Annotated in this window: 19 protein-coding genes; 7 read left to right on the forward strand and 12 right to left on the reverse strand. The window is 58.0% G+C overall.

Annotation, left to right across the window (positions count from 1 at the left end; genetic code table 11):
* Positions 1-147 precede the first annotated feature (147 nt).
* Complete coding sequence (locus HY2_RS16160) at positions 148-612, reverse strand: 23S rRNA (pseudouridine(1915)-N(3))-methyltransferase RlmH (protein WP_034829490.1); 465 nt, start codon at positions 610-612, stop codon at positions 148-150.
* Positions 613-618: 6 nt separating this feature from the next.
* The gene (gene rsfS / locus HY2_RS16165) at positions 619-963 is read right to left on the reverse strand and encodes a ribosome silencing factor (RefSeq protein ID WP_407066575.1); all 345 of its coding nucleotides are present in this window, start codon (positions 961-963) and stop codon (positions 619-621) included.
* Positions 964-1,217: 254 nt separating this feature from the next.
* Here rsfS and HY2_RS16170 point away from each other — a divergent pair, with 254 nt between their 5' ends.
* The 4 genes from HY2_RS16170 (at position 1,218) to HY2_RS16185 (ending at position 3,898) form a co-directional block, all read left to right on the forward strand.
* On the forward strand, positions 1,218-1,901 hold the full coding sequence (locus HY2_RS16170) for a BON domain-containing protein (RefSeq protein ID WP_081815106.1): 684 nt from the start codon (positions 1,218-1,220) through the stop codon (positions 1,899-1,901).
* Positions 1,902-1,949: 48 nt separating this feature from the next.
* Positions 1,950-2,900 carry a glutathione synthase gene (gene gshB / locus HY2_RS16175; RefSeq protein ID WP_034829493.1) on the forward strand — a complete coding sequence of 317 codons (951 nt, stop codon included), beginning with the start codon at positions 1,950-1,952 and terminating at the stop codon, positions 2,898-2,900.
* 27 nt (positions 2,901-2,927) lie between these two features.
* Entirely contained in the window at positions 2,928-3,296 is a 369-nt protein-coding gene (locus HY2_RS16180; RefSeq protein ID WP_146617140.1) for a hypothetical protein, read from the forward strand.
* A gap of 179 nt (positions 3,297-3,475) precedes the next feature.
* A complete protein-coding gene (locus HY2_RS16185; RefSeq protein ID WP_064773936.1) occupies positions 3,476-3,898 on the forward strand; it encodes a helix-turn-helix domain-containing protein in 423 nt (140 codons plus the stop codon).
* On the opposite strand, the gene mutM is transcribed toward HY2_RS16185, so the two are convergent.
* Positions 3,895-4,740 carry a bifunctional DNA-formamidopyrimidine glycosylase/DNA-(apurinic or apyrimidinic site) lyase gene (mutM, locus tag HY2_RS16190; protein WP_034829497.1) on the reverse strand — a complete coding sequence of 282 codons (846 nt, stop codon included), beginning with the start codon at positions 4,738-4,740 and terminating at the stop codon, positions 3,895-3,897. The two genes, HY2_RS16185 and mutM, sit on opposite strands and share 4 nt — an antisense overlap.
* Before the next feature lie 18 nt (positions 4,741-4,758).
* On the opposite strand from mutM, the gene HY2_RS16195 reads away from it, so the two are divergent.
* Positions 4,759-5,577 (forward strand): class I SAM-dependent methyltransferase, encoded by an 819-nt coding sequence (locus HY2_RS16195; RefSeq protein ID WP_233346672.1) that lies wholly within the window; start codon positions 4,759-4,761, stop codon positions 5,575-5,577.
* Between the two features lie 12 nt (positions 5,578-5,589).
* Here HY2_RS16195 and HY2_RS17400 read toward each other — a convergent pair whose 3' ends face one another.
* The gene (locus tag HY2_RS17400; protein ID WP_155836569.1) at positions 5,590-5,763 is read right to left on the reverse strand and encodes a hypothetical protein; all 174 of its coding nucleotides are present in this window, start codon (positions 5,761-5,763) and stop codon (positions 5,590-5,592) included.
* Positions 5,764-5,844: 81 nt separating this feature from the next.
* Here HY2_RS17400 and ubiB point away from each other — a divergent pair, with 81 nt between their 5' ends.
* Together ubiB and coaBC are read left to right on the forward strand one after the other, a co-directional pair.
* Entirely contained in the window at positions 5,845-7,359 is a 1,515-nt protein-coding gene (gene ubiB, locus HY2_RS16200; protein ID WP_034829498.1) for a 2-polyprenylphenol 6-hydroxylase, read from the forward strand.
* Between the two features lie 128 nt (positions 7,360-7,487).
* Positions 7,488-8,720 carry a bifunctional phosphopantothenoylcysteine decarboxylase/phosphopantothenate--cysteine ligase CoaBC gene (coaBC, locus tag HY2_RS16205; protein WP_034829500.1) on the forward strand — a complete coding sequence of 411 codons (1,233 nt, stop codon included), beginning with the start codon at positions 7,488-7,490 and terminating at the stop codon, positions 8,718-8,720.
* Positions 8,721-8,725: 5 nt separating this feature from the next.
* Here coaBC and HY2_RS16210 read toward each other — a convergent pair whose 3' ends face one another.
* From HY2_RS16210 to HY2_RS16245, 8 genes are all read right to left on the reverse strand, one after another.
* Positions 8,726-9,979: a bifunctional folylpolyglutamate synthase/dihydrofolate synthase gene (locus HY2_RS16210; RefSeq protein ID WP_034829502.1), complete on the reverse strand. Its 1,254-nt coding sequence runs from the start codon at positions 9,977-9,979 to the stop codon at positions 8,726-8,728.
* The gene (locus HY2_RS16215; protein ID WP_051595129.1) at positions 9,976-10,956 is read right to left on the reverse strand and encodes an acetyl-CoA carboxylase carboxyltransferase subunit beta; all 981 of its coding nucleotides are present in this window, start codon (positions 10,954-10,956) and stop codon (positions 9,976-9,978) included. The genes HY2_RS16210 and HY2_RS16215 overlap by 4 nt, the downstream gene beginning before the upstream one ends.
* A 28-nt stretch (positions 10,957-10,984) precedes the next feature.
* Positions 10,985-11,812 carry a tryptophan synthase subunit alpha gene (gene trpA / locus HY2_RS16220; RefSeq protein ID WP_034829505.1) on the reverse strand — a complete coding sequence of 276 codons (828 nt, stop codon included), beginning with the start codon at positions 11,810-11,812 and terminating at the stop codon, positions 10,985-10,987.
* Complete coding sequence (gene cutA, locus HY2_RS16225) at positions 11,812-12,132, reverse strand: divalent-cation tolerance protein CutA (RefSeq protein WP_034792685.1); 321 nt, start codon at positions 12,130-12,132, stop codon at positions 11,812-11,814. Before cutA ends, trpA begins: the two co-directional genes overlap by 1 nt.
* Before the next feature lie 55 nt (positions 12,133-12,187).
* Positions 12,188-12,583, reverse strand: coding sequence for a VOC family protein (locus tag HY2_RS16230; protein WP_034829507.1), 396 nt, complete (start codon positions 12,581-12,583; stop codon positions 12,188-12,190).
* A gap of 56 nt (positions 12,584-12,639) precedes the next feature.
* Positions 12,640-13,851: a tryptophan synthase subunit beta gene (gene trpB / locus HY2_RS16235; RefSeq protein WP_034829510.1), complete on the reverse strand. Its 1,212-nt coding sequence runs from the start codon at positions 13,849-13,851 to the stop codon at positions 12,640-12,642.
* Positions 13,852-13,949: 98 nt separating this feature from the next.
* On the reverse strand, positions 13,950-14,579 hold the full coding sequence (locus HY2_RS16240) for a phosphoribosylanthranilate isomerase (protein WP_034829512.1): 630 nt from the start codon (positions 14,577-14,579) through the stop codon (positions 13,950-13,952).
* A gap of 61 nt (positions 14,580-14,640) precedes the next feature.
* Positions 14,641-15,123, reverse strand: coding sequence for a hypothetical protein (locus HY2_RS16245; RefSeq protein WP_146617141.1), 483 nt, complete (start codon positions 15,121-15,123; stop codon positions 14,641-14,643).
* Positions 15,124-15,220: the final 97 nt, after the last annotated feature.

Consider the following 15,220-nt stretch of genomic DNA (forward strand, 5'->3'; position numbering starts at 1 on the left):
GCGCCTCAGCACAGCAAGGAGACCATTATGAACCACCCAGTCACACTTAGCAGATTCCTGTCTGTCATAGTGATCGGTGTTCTGGCCGCAGCCGTGTTTGCCATGATCTTGGCCCCACAACCATCCATCTATGCGGGCTAAATGCCCCTACGCCTTGTGATAAGGCGTGCCAGCAAGGATGGAAACAGCCCTGTAGACCTGTTCTGCCAGCATGGCGCGCACCAAACGGTGCGGCCAAGTCTGCGGACCGAAGGCCATCGTATCTGGTACCTGCGAGCGCACGGCCTCACCATAGCCCTCAGCTCCACCAATGAGGAGAACGAGATCCGGAATGCCTTGGTCACGCCATCCGCCGAGCCGGTTTGCAAAATCCGTTGATTTCAGGGAGCGACCGAATTCATCGAGCCGGATACATTTCGCACCTGAGGGAATTTTCGCCAGAATGCGCTCGGCTTCGGCATCAAGGCCGCCACCGCTGGCCACTTCAATCTCTTCGATACCGCGAAAACCTAGTGAACGTGCAATCGGCGTTGCGCGCTTGATATATTCATCCGCCAGTTCGCGTTCCGGGCCAGACTTCAGCCTGCCCACAACAAGGAAGATCAGGCGCATGGCCTGTTAATTGACAGATCGGGTAGAGGAAGGGGTCTGGGAAGCCCAGATTTTTTCCAGATTGTAGAACTCACGAACTTCAGGACGGAACAGGTGGATGATCACATCCCCTGTGTCGATGAGCACCCAGTCTGCATTCGGCATACCTTCCACGCTGGCCGGTCTGCCGGTCAGCTTTTTCACGTCCTGTGAAATATGATCTGCAAGAGCCGCAACATGACGGCCTGAACGACCGGAAGCGATGATCATGAAATCGGCAAGGGAAGACTTGCCTTCCAGGTCGATGAACAGAATGTCCTCGGCCTTGTCATCCTCAAGTGCCTGGGCGAGTGATTCAGCCACGGCACGGATTTCTTCGAGAGTGGCCGGCTTGGCGGACTGGAGCCGCGGGGCGCTGGAAGTCAGGGTTTCAATTCCTTCTATGGTTTGCCCGGACAAGATAATGGAATCTGAAGGCCCAAACAACCAGCCAATTGCGGGCAAACCCGCAGCTTACGCATGTTTAAAAGCCTGATGGGCCTGCAAAGAACGGCCTGCTTGCCAGAATTTTGCCGTATCCTGCTGGCAGACAGGCAAGCCAGATCCTGCTGATGGAGTATAGTTTCATGCAAAAACGTCTCGCGATCGCCGTTCTTTTTCTGTCCTTACCCCTGACCGGATGCGCTGTTGCAGCCATTGGAACAGCCGGCGCCGTCGGACTGACCGCCGCTCAGGAAAAGACTATGGGCGAAGCTGTTGACGACGCCACGGCCTCCAATGAGATCAAAAGCAAGCTGCTGTCTGAAAGCGCCAACAGCTTTGGCGAGGTGGATGTTGAAGTCACCGGCGGCCTGGTGCTGCTCTCCGGCCGGGTAAATACACCTGAAGAACGTGTAAAGGCTGAAGGCATCGCATGGACCTCTACCCGTACCAAGGATGTCGCCAATGAGATCCGTATTGAGCCACCAGGCGGTTTTCTGGCTAATGTTTCCGATGAAATCATCACAGGCCGCGTCCGGGCCCGCTTGATCGGCTCCAGCACGGTCAAAAGCCTGAACTTCAATGTCGAGACCTATGATGGCGTCGTCTATCTGATGGGAATTGCGCGGTCTGCCGAAGAGCTGAAACGTGCCGCAGAAGAGGCCAGCGTCGTCGGCGGCGTAAAGCAAGTTGTCTCCTATGTGCGTATTCGCGGAGACACTGTCGGGCGTGCTGCGCCTACAACACAGAGGTCACCCTCTACCCAAACCACACCTGATGCCTCATATGACACTGGGGCCGATGCTGAACTCATCGGCGCAAGCTATTAAGGGGATCGGGGCCAGTAGCTCTGCGATCCCAAAACAGGAGCGCACGGCATGAGTCTTCGCGTCGCGATCCAGATGGATCCGCTGGAATCTGTAAACATTGAAGGCGATACCAGTTTCGCCTTGGCTGAAACGGCTCAGGCACGGGGCATGGAATTGTTCGTCTATGGCCCGCAGGACATGAGCTATGAGGAAGGCCGCGTTACCGCCCGCGTCCGCCCGGCAAAGGTCCAGCGCGTCAAGGGAACGCCCGGCATCTTCGAAGAGGCCATCACACTGGATCTGGCAAAGGATGTCGATGTCATCCTGATGCGCCAGGATCCGCCCTTCGACATGGGCTATATCACCGCCTGTCACCTGCTGGAGGAGATCTCCGGCGAGACGTTGGTGCTGAACGACCCTGCCGGTGTGCGCTCCAGCCCGGAAAAAATCTTTCCGCTGATGTTCCCGGAATTGATGCCGCCAACTCTGGTCTCCCGCGACATGACGGCCATCGAAGCTTTCCGAGCAAAGCACAAAGACATTATCATCAAGCCGCTTTACGGACATGGCGGCGCAGGTGTCTTCCGTCTGAAGGAAGATGATCCCAATTTTGACTCGCTGACAGAAATCTTCCTCACCCGCTCCCGCGAGCCTGTGATGGTACAGGCCTTCCTGCCCGCCGTAAGCGAAGGCGACAAGCGAATCATCCTGATAGACGGCGTGGCAGCAGGCGCGCTGAATCGTCGCCCAAAAGATGGACAGATCCGCTCCAACATGGTGGTCGGCGGAACTGCCGAAGCCACAGAACTCAGCGACGCTGACAAGAAGATCTGCGAAACTATTGGCCCGGAACTGCGCCGGCGCGGCCTGATGCTGACGGGGATCGACGTGATTGGAGGGCGCCTGACGGAGATTAATGTCACCTCCCCCACAGGTGTTCAAGCCATCAAGAAATTAAGCGGCATTGATATCACGGAAATTTTCTGGGACGGTGTGCAAGAGAAACTTGCGGGCCGCTAAAGGTCGCTGCAAGATCAGGGGATGAACATGAAACTGACGACTGCGCTGGCCTTGATGTCCCTGACTGTTGCAGGGGTTGCCTGTTCAGAGCCGAAGCCTCAAGACACTGCCTCCGCCCAGGCGACTGCCCAGACAGACGCCGTGCAGGATGAGTATACCGGAACGCTCAACTTGAACCTGCCGAGTACGTCAGCCTCGAATCAGGCAGGCACAGGCAGCCTCAATCTGCGGATTGGCCAGAATGATGACAGCGGCAACCTTATGGTTGGCCGGTCCGGCTTTGGTGGCGGAAACTTTCAGGACGCTCCGCAATTGGAGCTGAGCCTGAATGACTCAGCGTCGGCGTCAGAACCGCAAGACCAAGATGATATCATCCGTCTGGATCCCAAAAAGTAATAAGCTTCTTCTTTAATAGGGCGCAGATTGCCCCCAGTGGCCTTATGCTGGTCGTAAGCTTGTGCATAAATACTACCATTGGTTGCGATTGATCCAGTTTTTAGCCTATAAGGCACGCAGGGGTAGAGGGCTGGGCTCGATTGCACAGCCTGCCCATGGTCTCAGCCTATGGACATGCCATGGCAACAAGAAACGAGTCTTCGGGCATCAAGGCCCGCAAACCCAGCAATGCGGATCTTTATGCCGGTCGCCAGGTGCGCACAGCCCGCAAGCAGAGAGGACTGACCCAAGAGGGCCTTGCCAGCCAGCTGGGCATCACCTTTCAACAGATTCAAAAATATGAAGCAGGGCATAGCCGCCTGACAGCCGGACGCCTGCGCGAGATTGCCATCGTGCTGCGCAAATCCATTGATTTCTTCTATGAGCCTATCAATTTGAAGGCCGAAGAAAGCGCCGAGGCCGAACTGCGCGCCAGGGTCAAAGACCTACAGCACAAGGCCCGCAAGCTGATCTCAAACATGGCTGACCCTGACGACCTTGAGGCAGCCGTTCATCTGCTGAACGCCATGAAGCCTGGCCCGGACAGAGATGCGCAGGTCTAGCGCTGACAGGTGCTGCAGAAAAAGCTGGAGCGGCCAGACTGGACCAAGCGTTTGATAGGCCCACCGCAATTCCGGCAGGCCTGCCCTTCCCGGGCATACACAGCGAAAGAATGCTGGAAATAGCCAAGCTCTCCGTTCGTGCTGGCAAAATCCGATATGGAAGACCCGCCAGCCTCAATCGCTTCGGTAATCACCTCATTGATCGCAGGCGCCAGCCGCGCGGCGCGCTGGCCAGGCACAGTCGATGCCCTCCGCTTGGGAGAGATGCCGGACCGCCACAATGCCTCACAGACATAGATGTTGCCGAGCCCTGCAATGATCGACTGATCGAGCAAAGCTGCCTTGATAGGCGCCTTCCGGCCCTGCAGCACCTCATCCAGATAGGCCGCAGAAAACGCATTCGACAGAGGCTCCGGTCCCATGCGCATCAGTCTTGGATACGCTTGGAACGTCTCGGCGGGCCAAAGCTCCATAAAGCCGAAGCGGCGCGGATCATTATAGGTGACCGTTGCGCCGCTACCGAGATGAAACACGACATGATCATGGCGAGCATCCGTGCCCGTTTCATGATGGAACTCACCTAGCTGACTGCCCCCCACGGTGAAGCGGCCCGTCATGCCAAGATGCATCACCAACATCTCGCCCGTGGAAAGGGTCAGCGTCAGAAATTTGGCGCGGCGGCCCATATGGTCTATGCGAGCGCCTGTCAGCCTCTCAGCGAAGCCATCCGGAAAGGGAAACCGCAGATTGGCGCGGTTCTGAACAAGGCGTTCAATACGCTGCCCCTCCATGATGGGGACCAGTCCGCGGCGAACTGTCTCTACTTCGGGTAATTCAGGCATCGTTATCGCATATAGTCTATGGCTGATCAGGTAACTATGGTGGCGTGCATGTCCGACGGCAGCAATACAGAACGCAAAGTCTCATTCGGCTTTCAGGAAGTAACGGAATCCGAGAAGGTCGCCCGTGTGAAGGGTGTCTTCCGTTCGGTCGCCTCACGCTATGACCTGATGAATGACCTGATGTCCGCGGGCGTACACCGCTTGTGGAAACATGATGCCATGAACCAGATCAACCCACAGCCCGGCGAAAAACATCTTGATGTAGCCGGTGGTACAGGCGAACTCGCCCGCGCCTTTCTGGAACTGGCTGACAAGGCTGGCAAACGACGTGGCATAGACACATCCGCTACTGCGATTGTCTGCGACATCAATGACGCCATGCTGGAAGCTGGCAAAGCGCGCGGAGACAATGACAGATGGGCAGGTCGGCTAGACTGGGTCTGCGCAGATGGGCAGAATTTGCCCTATCCTGATCGCACCTTTGATGCGGTGACCGTGTCCTTCGGTATTCGCAATTTTGCAGACCGCATCGCAGGCCTGAAAGAGTTCCGGCGCGTATTGAAGCCCGGCGGGCGCCTTGGCGTTCTGGAGTTCAGCCACATGACGGCCCCGGCCCTTCAGCAGGCCTATGACACCTACAGCTTCAACGTCATCCCGCGCCTTGGCAGCCTCGTTGCAGGGGATCAGGAGAGCTATCAATACTTGGTGGAATCCATCCGGAAGTTCCCCGACCAGGAGACCTTCCGGCGCGAAATAGAAAACGCGGGATTTTCCCGCGTTTCCGTAACCAATTATTCCGGAGGCATTGCCGCCCTGCATTTTGGCTGGGCGGTCTGATGTCAGGCAGTCTTAATTGCCGTCAATCGCGATACCATTTTCACTTACCGAAATGGTCACATCGGCCTGATTTGCCGGGGAGTGTTCGGCATAGTAATAGGCGCCAAAGGCAATCAGCCCGACTAAAAGGCCTCCGGCCAAAAAATACATCAACCCATTGTTTCCAGACGATTTTATGTCGGCCATGACAGCCTCCTTTTGTTATATTTCATCAGTGTGGAAACGCCTTAACCCGTTTCGGGTTCCCAGCCATAAAAAGGGGCCAATATGGGCGTGATTTCAGACTATCGGCGCCTGATGCGCGCCGGCATCGCGCTTGCGCGTCACGATGTAATCCTGCCAGGTGCTTATCAAAGCCGTCTGCCCCTACCAGCGCGCATCGCCGGTCACACGTTGCGTGTCTTCGGCGGCGGCGCAAAAGGTAGGCCGGGCGAACGTCTGGCAATTGCTCTGGAGAGGCTGGGGCCTGCTTACATCAAGCTGGGCCAGTTCCTTGCAACGCGGCCCGATGTATTCGGCGCAGAAGTGACAGGCGATCTTGGCCGCCTGAAGGATAAGCTGCCCCCCTTCTCCATGAAGGACGCGCGTGCGGCTCTGGTAGAGGAATTCGGCACCGAAGACACCGAGCGGCTGTTCAACCAGTTGTCGGCCCCCATAGCCGCAGCCTCAATCGCACAGGTCCACCGTATGAGCCTGCCGGATGGCGACCGCGCCGTAAAAATCCTGCGGCCGGGCATCGAAAAGCGTCTCAGCGCAGAATTGTCCGCCATGAAGCGCGCAGCCCGCACGATTGAAGGCATCTCAGTTGAGAGCCAGCGCCTGAAGCCTGTCGCCTTCACCGAAACCATCGCAGCCGCCATGATGCGCGAAACCGATCTTCGCCTTGAAGCAGGCGGCGCGGACGAAATGCGCGAAATCAGCTTGAAATCCGGCCATTTCATTGTTCCCAAGGTCGATTGGGACCGGACAGGTCGCCGCGTGCTGACCATGGACTGGATCGACGGGACACCACTGACAGATCCGGCAGCGCTCGACCGGCCCGGCATTGATCGCAAGAAGCTGGCCAATGATATTACGCAGGGCTTCCTGACCCATGCCATCGAGCATGGTGTCTTTCATGCGGACATGCATGAGGGCAACATCATCATCACGCCTGAAAACAAGATTGCGCTGGTCGACTTTGGCATTATTGGCCGCATCGGCATGACGGAGCGTCGCTTTCTGGCAGAAATTCTGTGGGGCTTCCTGAAGCGTGACTACAGACGTATTGCCGAAGTGCACTTCGAAGCAGGCTATGTGCCCGCACATCAGTCTGTCGGCGATTTTGCACAGGCCCTGCGCTCCATCGGAGAGCCTGTGCATGGCAAGCCGGCCGAGGATGTCTCCATGGGGCGCATCCTGCTGCAGCTGTTCGACTATACGCATACATTCGGCATGTCTCTACGGCCGGAACTTGTTCTGTTGCAGAAAACCATGGTGCAAGTGGAAGGTGTCGCGCGGGCGATTGACCCGAGCCACAATATCTGGACCGCCTCTGAACCTGTCGTCGGCGGATGGATCCGCAAGAGCTTTGGCCCGGAAGGCGCGGCGAAACTCATCTCCGGCAATCTGCGGGAAGTGACAAACCGCCTGAAACGTTTGCCGGAAGTGATGGACCGTTTCGAAGCATCTCTTGAACCGTCACCACCGCCTGCCCCGCTGCCACGCAGGTTTGCGCCCTGGTGGGGCTGGTTTGGCCTGATTGCCGTTCTTGCCGGCCTGGCCGTCTGGGCCTTCAAATAAGCCTAATCAGGTCCCAAATCCTGCTGAAAGTCCGGTATTCCTTAACGCAGTGCCGACAATCACAGGGTTTTCATGGGGTAACAGCAAGAAATTTGCGATAAAACAAGCTCAGACCTAGAGCGCGGAAGATGACACAGAAACGTATCCTCCTGATCATATCCGGCGGTATTGCCGCCTATAAGAGCCTGGAGCTGATCCGCGAGCTGGGCAGGCGGGGTATTGCCTGCTGGTGTATCCTGACCAAGGCTGGCCAGGAATTCGTGACGCCACTGTCCGTCTCCGCCCTGTCGGGTGACAAGGTCTACACAGAGCTGTTTGACCTGAATGAAGAAGCTGAGATGGGCCATATCGAGCTATCGCGCTCGGCTGACCTTGTCGTCGCCTGCCCGGCAACGGCAGATCTGATGGCCAAGGCGGCCGCAGGCCTCGCCAATGATCTTGCTTCGACAACCTTGCTGGCAACTGACAAGCCGGTTCTTATGGTGCCTGCGATGAATGTCCGTATGTGGCAACATCCCGCTACACAGCGCAATATCGAGACCCTTCGCGCGGACGGCGTGACCGTGATGGCCCCGGATGAAGGCGCCATGGCTTGCGGCGAGTTCGGCCCGGGGCGGCTGCCTGAAATTCCTGCCATCGTGTCTGAGATCAAGCGTGTCCTGGAGGGCGACACCGCAGATGCCCTGAACAGGGTGCACGCCCTTGTCACCGCAGGCCCCACGCGCGAACCGCTGGATCCTGTGCGGTTCCTCTCAAATCATTCCTCAGGCCGTCAGGGTTATGCCATTGCTGATGCGCTGGTAAAACTCGGCGCGAAAGTCACGCTGGTCTCCGGCCCGGTCTCTCTGACGCCCCCGGCTGGCGTTAACTTCGTATCCGTCGAAACCGCCCGGCAGATGCTGAAGGCCTGCGAAGACGCTCTGCCTGCAGACGTTTTTATCTCGGTCGCCGCAGTCGCGGACTGGCGCCCGGCGCGTGCTGCAACAAAAAAACTTAAAATCAAGGGCGCGGGCAGTGAACATCCTTCCATGGAGCTGACCGAGAACCCGGACATTCTCAAAACAATCGCCCACAAGCGCAAGAACCGCCCGGGCCTTGTCATCGGGTTTGCGGCTGAGACGCATGATGTCGAAGAACATGCCGAGGCAAAGCTCGCTCGCAAGAATTGCGACTGGATCGTCGCCAATGACGTTTCCGGAGATGTTATGGGCGGGGCAGAAAATCAGATCGTCCTTATCACGCGCGACGGCTCTGAACGCTGGCCGCGCATGGGCAAGGAAGATGTCGCCCGGCAACTGGCAAAACGCATTGCCGACACGCTTGGGGATGAGGGCACCGGCCTGAAACTCGCTGCAGAATAGCGCGCCTAGTTTGGTGGCTCACCGTTACGGGCCAACACTTCACCCGCCAGATAGAGCGATCCGCAAATAAGAATACGGTCTGCACCGGATTCGACAGCGGCTTTCATCGCTTCCTCTAAACTCTTGCAGCCCGTCGCCTCCAAGCCAGCCGTTGTCGCCGCCTCTGCCAGATCCTGCGGCTCCGCCCCTTGATGTCCTGGCGCATTTGGCAAGGTGAAAACCTGCGGTCGCACCTGCCGGAACGGCATGAAGAAGCCTGTCGCATCCTTTGAGGCAAGCATGGCGGAGACGAGCGCGGTCTTGCCGGGCAATTTCTGAAGATGTCGGGCGATCGCCCGTGCCGCATGCGGATTATGTCCGCCATCCAGCCAGACATCCCGTCCTTCGGCCAAGGCAGTTACCGGGCCAGGCTTCAACTTCTGCATCCGGGCAGGCCAGCTGGCATTACGCGCCCCGGCAAAGATCTCTTCCTGACTAACGCGTATGGAATTGCCAAACAGCTGTACGGCCATGGCTGCAAGCGCCGCATTCGCGCGTTGGTGCTCTCCGATGAGGCCCAGATCCGCTGGCATGGCATCAATAAAATGCGCCTTCATGCGATAGAGTGGCGCGCCCACATCTTCGGCCCGCGCAGCTATTACCTCATCGCACACTTTGCGCTGGATCGCCGTAAGCGCCGGACACCCTGCCTTGATGATACCCGCCTTTTCCCGTGCAATCTTGCGCAGGTCTGAGCCAAGGAAAGCCTTGTGATCGAAATCGACAGGCGTAATCACGCTGAGTGCTGGTGCATCAATCACATTGGTCGCATCATAACTACCGCCGAGCCCCACTTCGAGGATCAGCACATCAGCAGGCACTTCAGAAAAAGCCAGCAAGGCAGTCGCCGTCGTGGCTTCAAAATGTGTGATCTCAAAGCCATTGATTGCCTCATAGGTACGTTCCAGCCAGGATATAAGGCGCTCATCGTCAACAATCTCTCCTGCCAGCCGGATACGCTCATTGAAGCGCACCAGATGCGGACTGCTGAAGACATGTACTTTCAGGCCTGCGGCTTCCATCATCGCGCGCATGAAGGCACAGGTAGAGCCTTTGCCATTTGTACCGGCGACGTGGATCACAGGCGGCAATCTGTCTTGCGGCCGCCCCATGGCCTCAAGCGCGTTCAGAACACGGTCGAGGGAGAGGTGGATCGTTTCAGGATAGAGCCCTTCGAACCGCCCCAACGCCTCCGCCAGGGCTGGACTGTTCCCAATCAAGCAGTGCTGCCCTTCCCTTTCGCCGCCTGCGTCTCATGCGTTTTAGGCGGCGTCAACGAGGCCGGAATGCGATCTTCGCGCCGTCGGGTGCTTGGCAGAAGCAGGCTCAGCACGCGGGCCACGGTCTCTTTCAGCTTGCGGCGGTCGCAGACGATATCGACCTGGCCTTTCTCGCGGAGGAATTCAGAACGCTGGAAGCCTTGCGGCAAGCTTTCCCGGATGGTCTGCTCAATCACACGCGGGCCAGAGAACGCAATCATCGCGCCAGGCTCGGCAATGTGAACGTCGCCCAGCATCGCATAGGAGGCGGAAACGCCGCCGGAGGTCGGGTCTGTCAGGACGACCACATAAGGAAGCTTTGCCTCGGCCAGTTCATTGATCGCCAGAGTCGTGCGCGGCATCTGCATCAGGCTGAGTGTGCCTTCCTGCATGCGCGCGCCACCGGATGCAGTGCAGACGACAAAAGCTGCCTTGCGCGCCAGCGCCATTTGCGCGGCTGCGATGAAGCCTTCCCCTGCCGCCATGCCAAGAGACCCGCCCATGAAAGCGAAATCTTGAACCAGAACAACCGTCGGTGCGCCGCCGATCTTGCCATAGGCTGCAACCATGCAATCGTCTTGCAACAGCGGGGCACCGCCTTGCTCTGTTTCCTTCTTTTCGCGCGCAGCAATCTTCGCCTTCGCCGCTTTGAGGCGGGACGGATAAGGCTTGTCATCCTTGAATTTCAACGGATCATGCGGAACGGAAGGCAGCTCGATTGGCTCCCAACGCTCATCATCGAACAGGATGCGGAACCGTGTACGCGGGCTGATACGCAAATGCGCGCCAGCTGGCGTGACATACCAGTTTTCCTCCAGATCGGTCTTATAGACGAGCTCTCCGGAAATAGGACACTTCACCCACAGATCGTCGGGCGTGTCCTTCTTTGCGAGCATGGTCTTCAGGCCCGGCGGGGTGACCTTGGTAATCCAGTTCATGCCTCAACCTCCTCGGCGGCATTTATTATTAGGGCTTGGCAATCGTTCTGATTGCCAAGCTTAACTCTTGTGCCAGAGCGCCCATTCCCCGCGGCGCACTGGAAAAATTCCCTGACTCGTGGGCCTTTTCAGCATGGTCCACGAAAGCGGAGCCTACGACAACCCCATCGGCTATTTTAGCCATTTCTGCAGCCTGTACGCCAGTTTTGACCCCAAAACCAACGCAGACAGGCAGTCCTGAAACGCGTTTAGCCATTTCGATGTTCCCGGAAATCGCTTTCGGATCAGCGCTTCCCGCCCCGGTGACCCCCGTCACAGCAACAAAATAGAGGAAACCACTCGCTCCTTCGGCGACTTTTGCCATGCGGGCTTCGTGGGTTGTCGGTGTCGCCAAGCGGATGACAGACAGGTCGTGTTTTGCGTATTCCTCACGCAGCTCGCCATCCTCTTCGGGCGGCAAATCCACCAGAATCGTACCATCAATACCTGCCTCTGCGGCTGCGCTGGCAAATTCGCCATAGCCCATACGAAAGACCGGGTTGGCATAGCCCATCAGAATCAGCGGGGTGGTCTGGTCTTCCTCGCGGAAGCGGGCAGCCAGTTGCAACGTGTCGCGCAATGTCGTGCCATTAGCCAGCGAACGCAGGCCGGCTTTCTGGATGGACGCACCATCGGCCATGGGGTCGGTGAACGGGGCGCCAAGCTCGATAATGTCCGCACCATTGTCGCGCAGCGCTTTCATCGCCTCGAAACTGGTTTCCAGATCAGGATCGCCAGCCATGATGTAAGTGACCAAAGCGGCGCGGTTCTCGCCCTTGGCTCGGGCGAAGGCATCAGAAATTCGGGAAGTAGGCATCAGGTGTCCGTATTCTCGTGAACCCACGCCTCATAAGGCGCATTCGCCTGAATGCAAGGCAAAGCCACCATTGCAGGCACATCATAAGGATGGTGTGTCAGGACCAGCGCTTCAACACGGTCCCAGTTCGCTTTGGGCGCTTTCAGCCAGAGAATGAACTCGAATGCCTGTTCCACCACACCTTTCCAGCGATAGGTGGAAGACACCGGCCCTTCCAGATTTGCGCAGGCTGCCAGCCGGTGCTCAATCGCAGCATCGCCAATCTCTTCAGCCACACGGCGCGAGGGACAGGTAATGCGAATGAGAAGAAGGTCTGTCACATCAATCCCCCAGAGACTTCATTCAGATGAATCACAGTGAGCATCTTACCTCGTCTCAGTCCACCGCGTCATGGCACACGACACAAATCTTATTGCCATCCGGATCCCGAAAATATGCGCCGTAATAGTTCGGATGATAGAGCGGGCGTAAACCCGGCGCGCCTTCATCCTGGGCGGCTGCAGCTATGGCCAGGGCGTGAACGGCGTCGACTGCAGACCGGGTTGGCGCCAGGAAGGCGACCATCTGGCCATTTCCGGGTTCATGCGGCGCGCCATTGGTTGGCCGCGTCAGCGCAATCAATGGCCGGTCCATGGCCGGGTTCTTCCACATAGTGAAAGGGTCCGAACGCTCAAACGGTACGCGCACATGACCAAGCGCCTGCATGATCGGCTCATAAAACGCGATCGCGCGGTCCAGGTCATTCGTTCCGAGCGTGATGTGGGAGATCATCTGTCCCTGTGCTGTTTCTGCTCGGGCACCGGCGCAGACAGGCCGCCCCAACACGTTTACATATCTACACCGAGCGCCTTGGCGACGGAGAACACGTCCTTGTCGCCCCGGCCGCACATATTCAGAATAATCAGGCCATCCGGCCCCAGCTCCTTGGCGGCCTCACCCACGCGCGCAATAGCGTGAGAAGGCTCAAGCGCCGGAATGATACCCTCAAGGCGCGTGCAAAGCTGGAACGCCTCAAGCGCCTCAGCGTCAGTGCAGGAAAGATACTCAGCTCGTCCTGTATCCCGCAGGAAGGCGTGCTCCGGGCCGATCCCGGGATAGTCGAGACCGGCAGAGATGGAATGCGCATCTACGATCTGGCCGTCATCCGTCTGCAGAAGATAGGTCTTGTTGCCATGCAGGATGCCCGGCTTGCCGCCATTCAGGGCCGCCGCATGCTCACCGGTTTCAATGCCGTGGCCCGCCGCTTCAACCCCCAGCAAGCGAACGCTTTCGTCCTCCAGGAAAGGATGGAAAAGGCCGATCGCATTGGACCCGCCGCCGATGCACGCCATGACGGCGTCCGGCAGGCGACCTTCCCGCTCAAGAATCTGGGCCCGCGCTTCCTTGCCAATCACGCTCTGGAAATCACGCACCAGTTCCGGATACGGATGAGGCCCTGCCGCCGTGCCGATGCAGTAGAATGTGTCTTCCACATTCGTCACCCAGTCACGCAGGGCTTCGTTCATTGCGTCCTTCAGCGTTCCGGTGCCGGAAGAGACAGGCACAATTTCAGCGCCCAGCAGGCGCATGCGGAAGACGTTCGGCTTCTGGCGCTCAACATCGGTTTCGCCCATGAAGACCACGCATTTCAGGCCAAAGCGCGCGCAGATGGTTGCCGTGGCAACGCCGTGCTGGCCTGCCCCGGTCTCCGCAATGATGCGCGTCTTGCCCATACGCATGGCCAGCAGAACCTGGCCCAGGCAGTTATTGATCTTGTGCGCGCCGGTATGGTTCAGCTCGTCGCGTTTGAAGTAGATCTTCGCGCCGCCGAAATGCTCGGTCATACGCTCGGCAAAGTAAAGCGGAGACGGGCGGCCGACATAATGGGTCCACAAATCGTCCATCTGGGCCTTGAAGGCCGGATCTTCCTTGGCCTTGCGGTACTCGGCCTCCAGCTCAAGGATGAGCGGCATCAGCGTTTCGGCCACATACCGACCGCCAAACTCTCCAAAACGGCCATTCACGTCAGGCCATTGGTCCCATGTATTCCGCAAATCCATCTGTCCTGCTTTCCTTGCAATCACGCGTGTGTACTTAGACCGAAGGGCTCGCCAAGGAAAGCGCAGCGATGAAGCCCGGCTGCGACACGGCCACTTTCCTATTGCGCTTTCGCCGCCTCAATGAAGGCCTGTACCAACGCGCGGTCCTTAAGACCCTTCAGCCGCTCGACACCTGAAGAGACATCGACGGCTGACGCGCCGGTTAACCGGATGGCCTCGCCCACATTATCCGGCGTCAGCCCGCCGGCCAGCAGCCACGGCTTCGGCGCACCCCAACCCTGCAGAAGCGTCCAGTCAAAAGCGAGGCCATGACCGCCGGTCCGGTCAGCGCCTTCTGGCGGTTTGGCATCAATGAGTAGGCGATCTGCCGCCGTATAGAGTGCGGCGCGCTCTAGGTCCTCAGACGTGGCAACTCCCAGGGCTTTCCAGACCTCTGCACCCGTCGCCGCCTTGATCTCCGCCACACGCTCGGGCGTTTCAGACCCATGCAATTGCAAGACGCGGATACCTAACGCAACAATCCGCTCAATCTGCGCGTCATTCGGATTAACAAGAAGCGCGACAGGCACAGCGAGGCCAACCTGCATCAGCAATGTCGCCGCGGCCGCCTCTGTCACATAACGGGGGCTCGCCTCAACGAACACAAAGCCGATCCAATCTGCCCCCTTCTGCACCGCAAAGCGCACGAGGTCCGGATCGGTCAAGCCGCAAATCTTTACCTGGGTCATGGCAAGGGCGTTACGTCAGGCAGGGCCTGCGGGTCAATTGCCCATGGTTAAATCCAGAAATCTATTTAAGAATCGCTGCGAAGAAAATCCGGCCAGAATCCTTCGGCGCGATATCCTGGCTGAAGGTCCAGCGCATATGCGTGATCTCTTCAGGAATTTCCAGATGCGCTGGCGTAGCGCTGTCTGACACCAGGCGCGCGCCGGAAATGTAGGTCTTGCCACCATCTACCGAGAAATCCACAAACGCCTCATCATATTCTGCAACCGCAGAATCTTCCAGCAGGCTGACGTCTTCCGGCACAGGCAGTGTCAGGACGACATCCGTCGCAGGCTCTTCGCTGTCATTGATATAGGTGACCGAGTAGAAAAGCTGTTCGCCAGGTTTCACTTCGTCCGCAGGCAGCAATTCCATTTCGAGGCCGCCTTCCTCATCTTCCATTACGATGGCGCGTTCAACAGTCTGCTCGACGACCAAATCCTGAGCGAGGGCCGGAAGTCCGATCATGAGGGTTCCGGCAAGAGAGGCGGCGGCACGCTTCAGCATGGCAAAATCCTTGGCAAGGGCTTGATAGGTAGATGCCCAGAATTCACCCAATTCGTTAACATTAACTCAAAATCCGTAAAGTATTTCCCCCTCAACA

The sequence above is a fragment of the Hyphomonas pacifica genome, assembly GCF_000682675.1.
GTDB classification, from domain to species: Bacteria; Pseudomonadota; Alphaproteobacteria; order Caulobacterales; family Hyphomonadaceae; genus Hyphomonas; species Hyphomonas pacifica.

Excerpts from the sequence above, each read along its gene's own strand:
- HY2_RS16160 (WP_034829490.1), bottom strand. The coding sequence starts at position 612 with ATGCGCCTGATCTTCCTTGTTGTGGGCAGGCTGAAGTCTGGCCCGGAA.
- HY2_RS16170 (WP_081815106.1), top strand. The coding sequence starts at position 1,218 with ATGCAAAAACGTCTCGCGATCGCCGTTCTTTTTCTGTCCTTACCCCTG.
- gshB (WP_034829493.1), top strand. The coding sequence starts at position 1,950 with ATGAGTCTTCGCGTCGCGATCCAGATGGATCCGCTGGAATCTGTAAAC.
- HY2_RS16180 (WP_146617140.1), top strand. The coding sequence starts at position 2,928 with ATGAAACTGACGACTGCGCTGGCCTTGATGTCCCTGACTGTTGCAGGG.
- HY2_RS16185 (WP_064773936.1), top strand. The coding sequence starts at position 3,476 with ATGGCAACAAGAAACGAGTCTTCGGGCATCAAGGCCCGCAAACCCAGC.
- mutM (WP_034829497.1), bottom strand. The coding sequence starts at position 4,740 with ATGCCTGAATTACCCGAAGTAGAGACAGTTCGCCGCGGACTGGTCCCC.
- HY2_RS16195 (WP_233346672.1), top strand. The coding sequence starts at position 4,759 with ATGGCTGATCAGGTAACTATGGTGGCGTGCATGTCCGACGGCAGCAAT.
- HY2_RS17400 (WP_155836569.1), bottom strand. The coding sequence starts at position 5,763 with ATGGCCGACATAAAATCGTCTGGAAACAATGGGTTGATGTATTTTTTG.
- ubiB (WP_034829498.1), top strand. The coding sequence starts at position 5,845 with ATGGGCGTGATTTCAGACTATCGGCGCCTGATGCGCGCCGGCATCGCG.
- coaBC (WP_034829500.1), top strand. The coding sequence starts at position 7,488 with ATGACACAGAAACGTATCCTCCTGATCATATCCGGCGGTATTGCCGCC.
- HY2_RS16215 (WP_051595129.1), bottom strand. The coding sequence starts at position 10,956 with ATGAACTGGATTACCAAGGTCACCCCGCCGGGCCTGAAGACCATGCTC.
- trpA (WP_034829505.1), bottom strand. The coding sequence starts at position 11,812 with ATGCCTACTTCCCGAATTTCTGATGCCTTCGCCCGAGCCAAGGGCGAG.
- HY2_RS16230 (WP_034829507.1), bottom strand. The coding sequence starts at position 12,583 with ATGATCTCCCACATCACGCTCGGAACGAATGACCTGGACCGCGCGATC.
- trpB (WP_034829510.1), bottom strand. The coding sequence starts at position 13,851 with ATGGATTTGCGGAATACATGGGACCAATGGCCTGACGTGAATGGCCGT.
- HY2_RS16240 (WP_034829512.1), bottom strand. The coding sequence starts at position 14,579 with ATGACCCAGGTAAAGATTTGCGGCTTGACCGATCCGGACCTCGTGCGC.
- HY2_RS16245 (WP_146617141.1), bottom strand. The coding sequence starts at position 15,123 with ATGCTGAAGCGTGCCGCCGCCTCTCTTGCCGGAACCCTCATGATCGGA.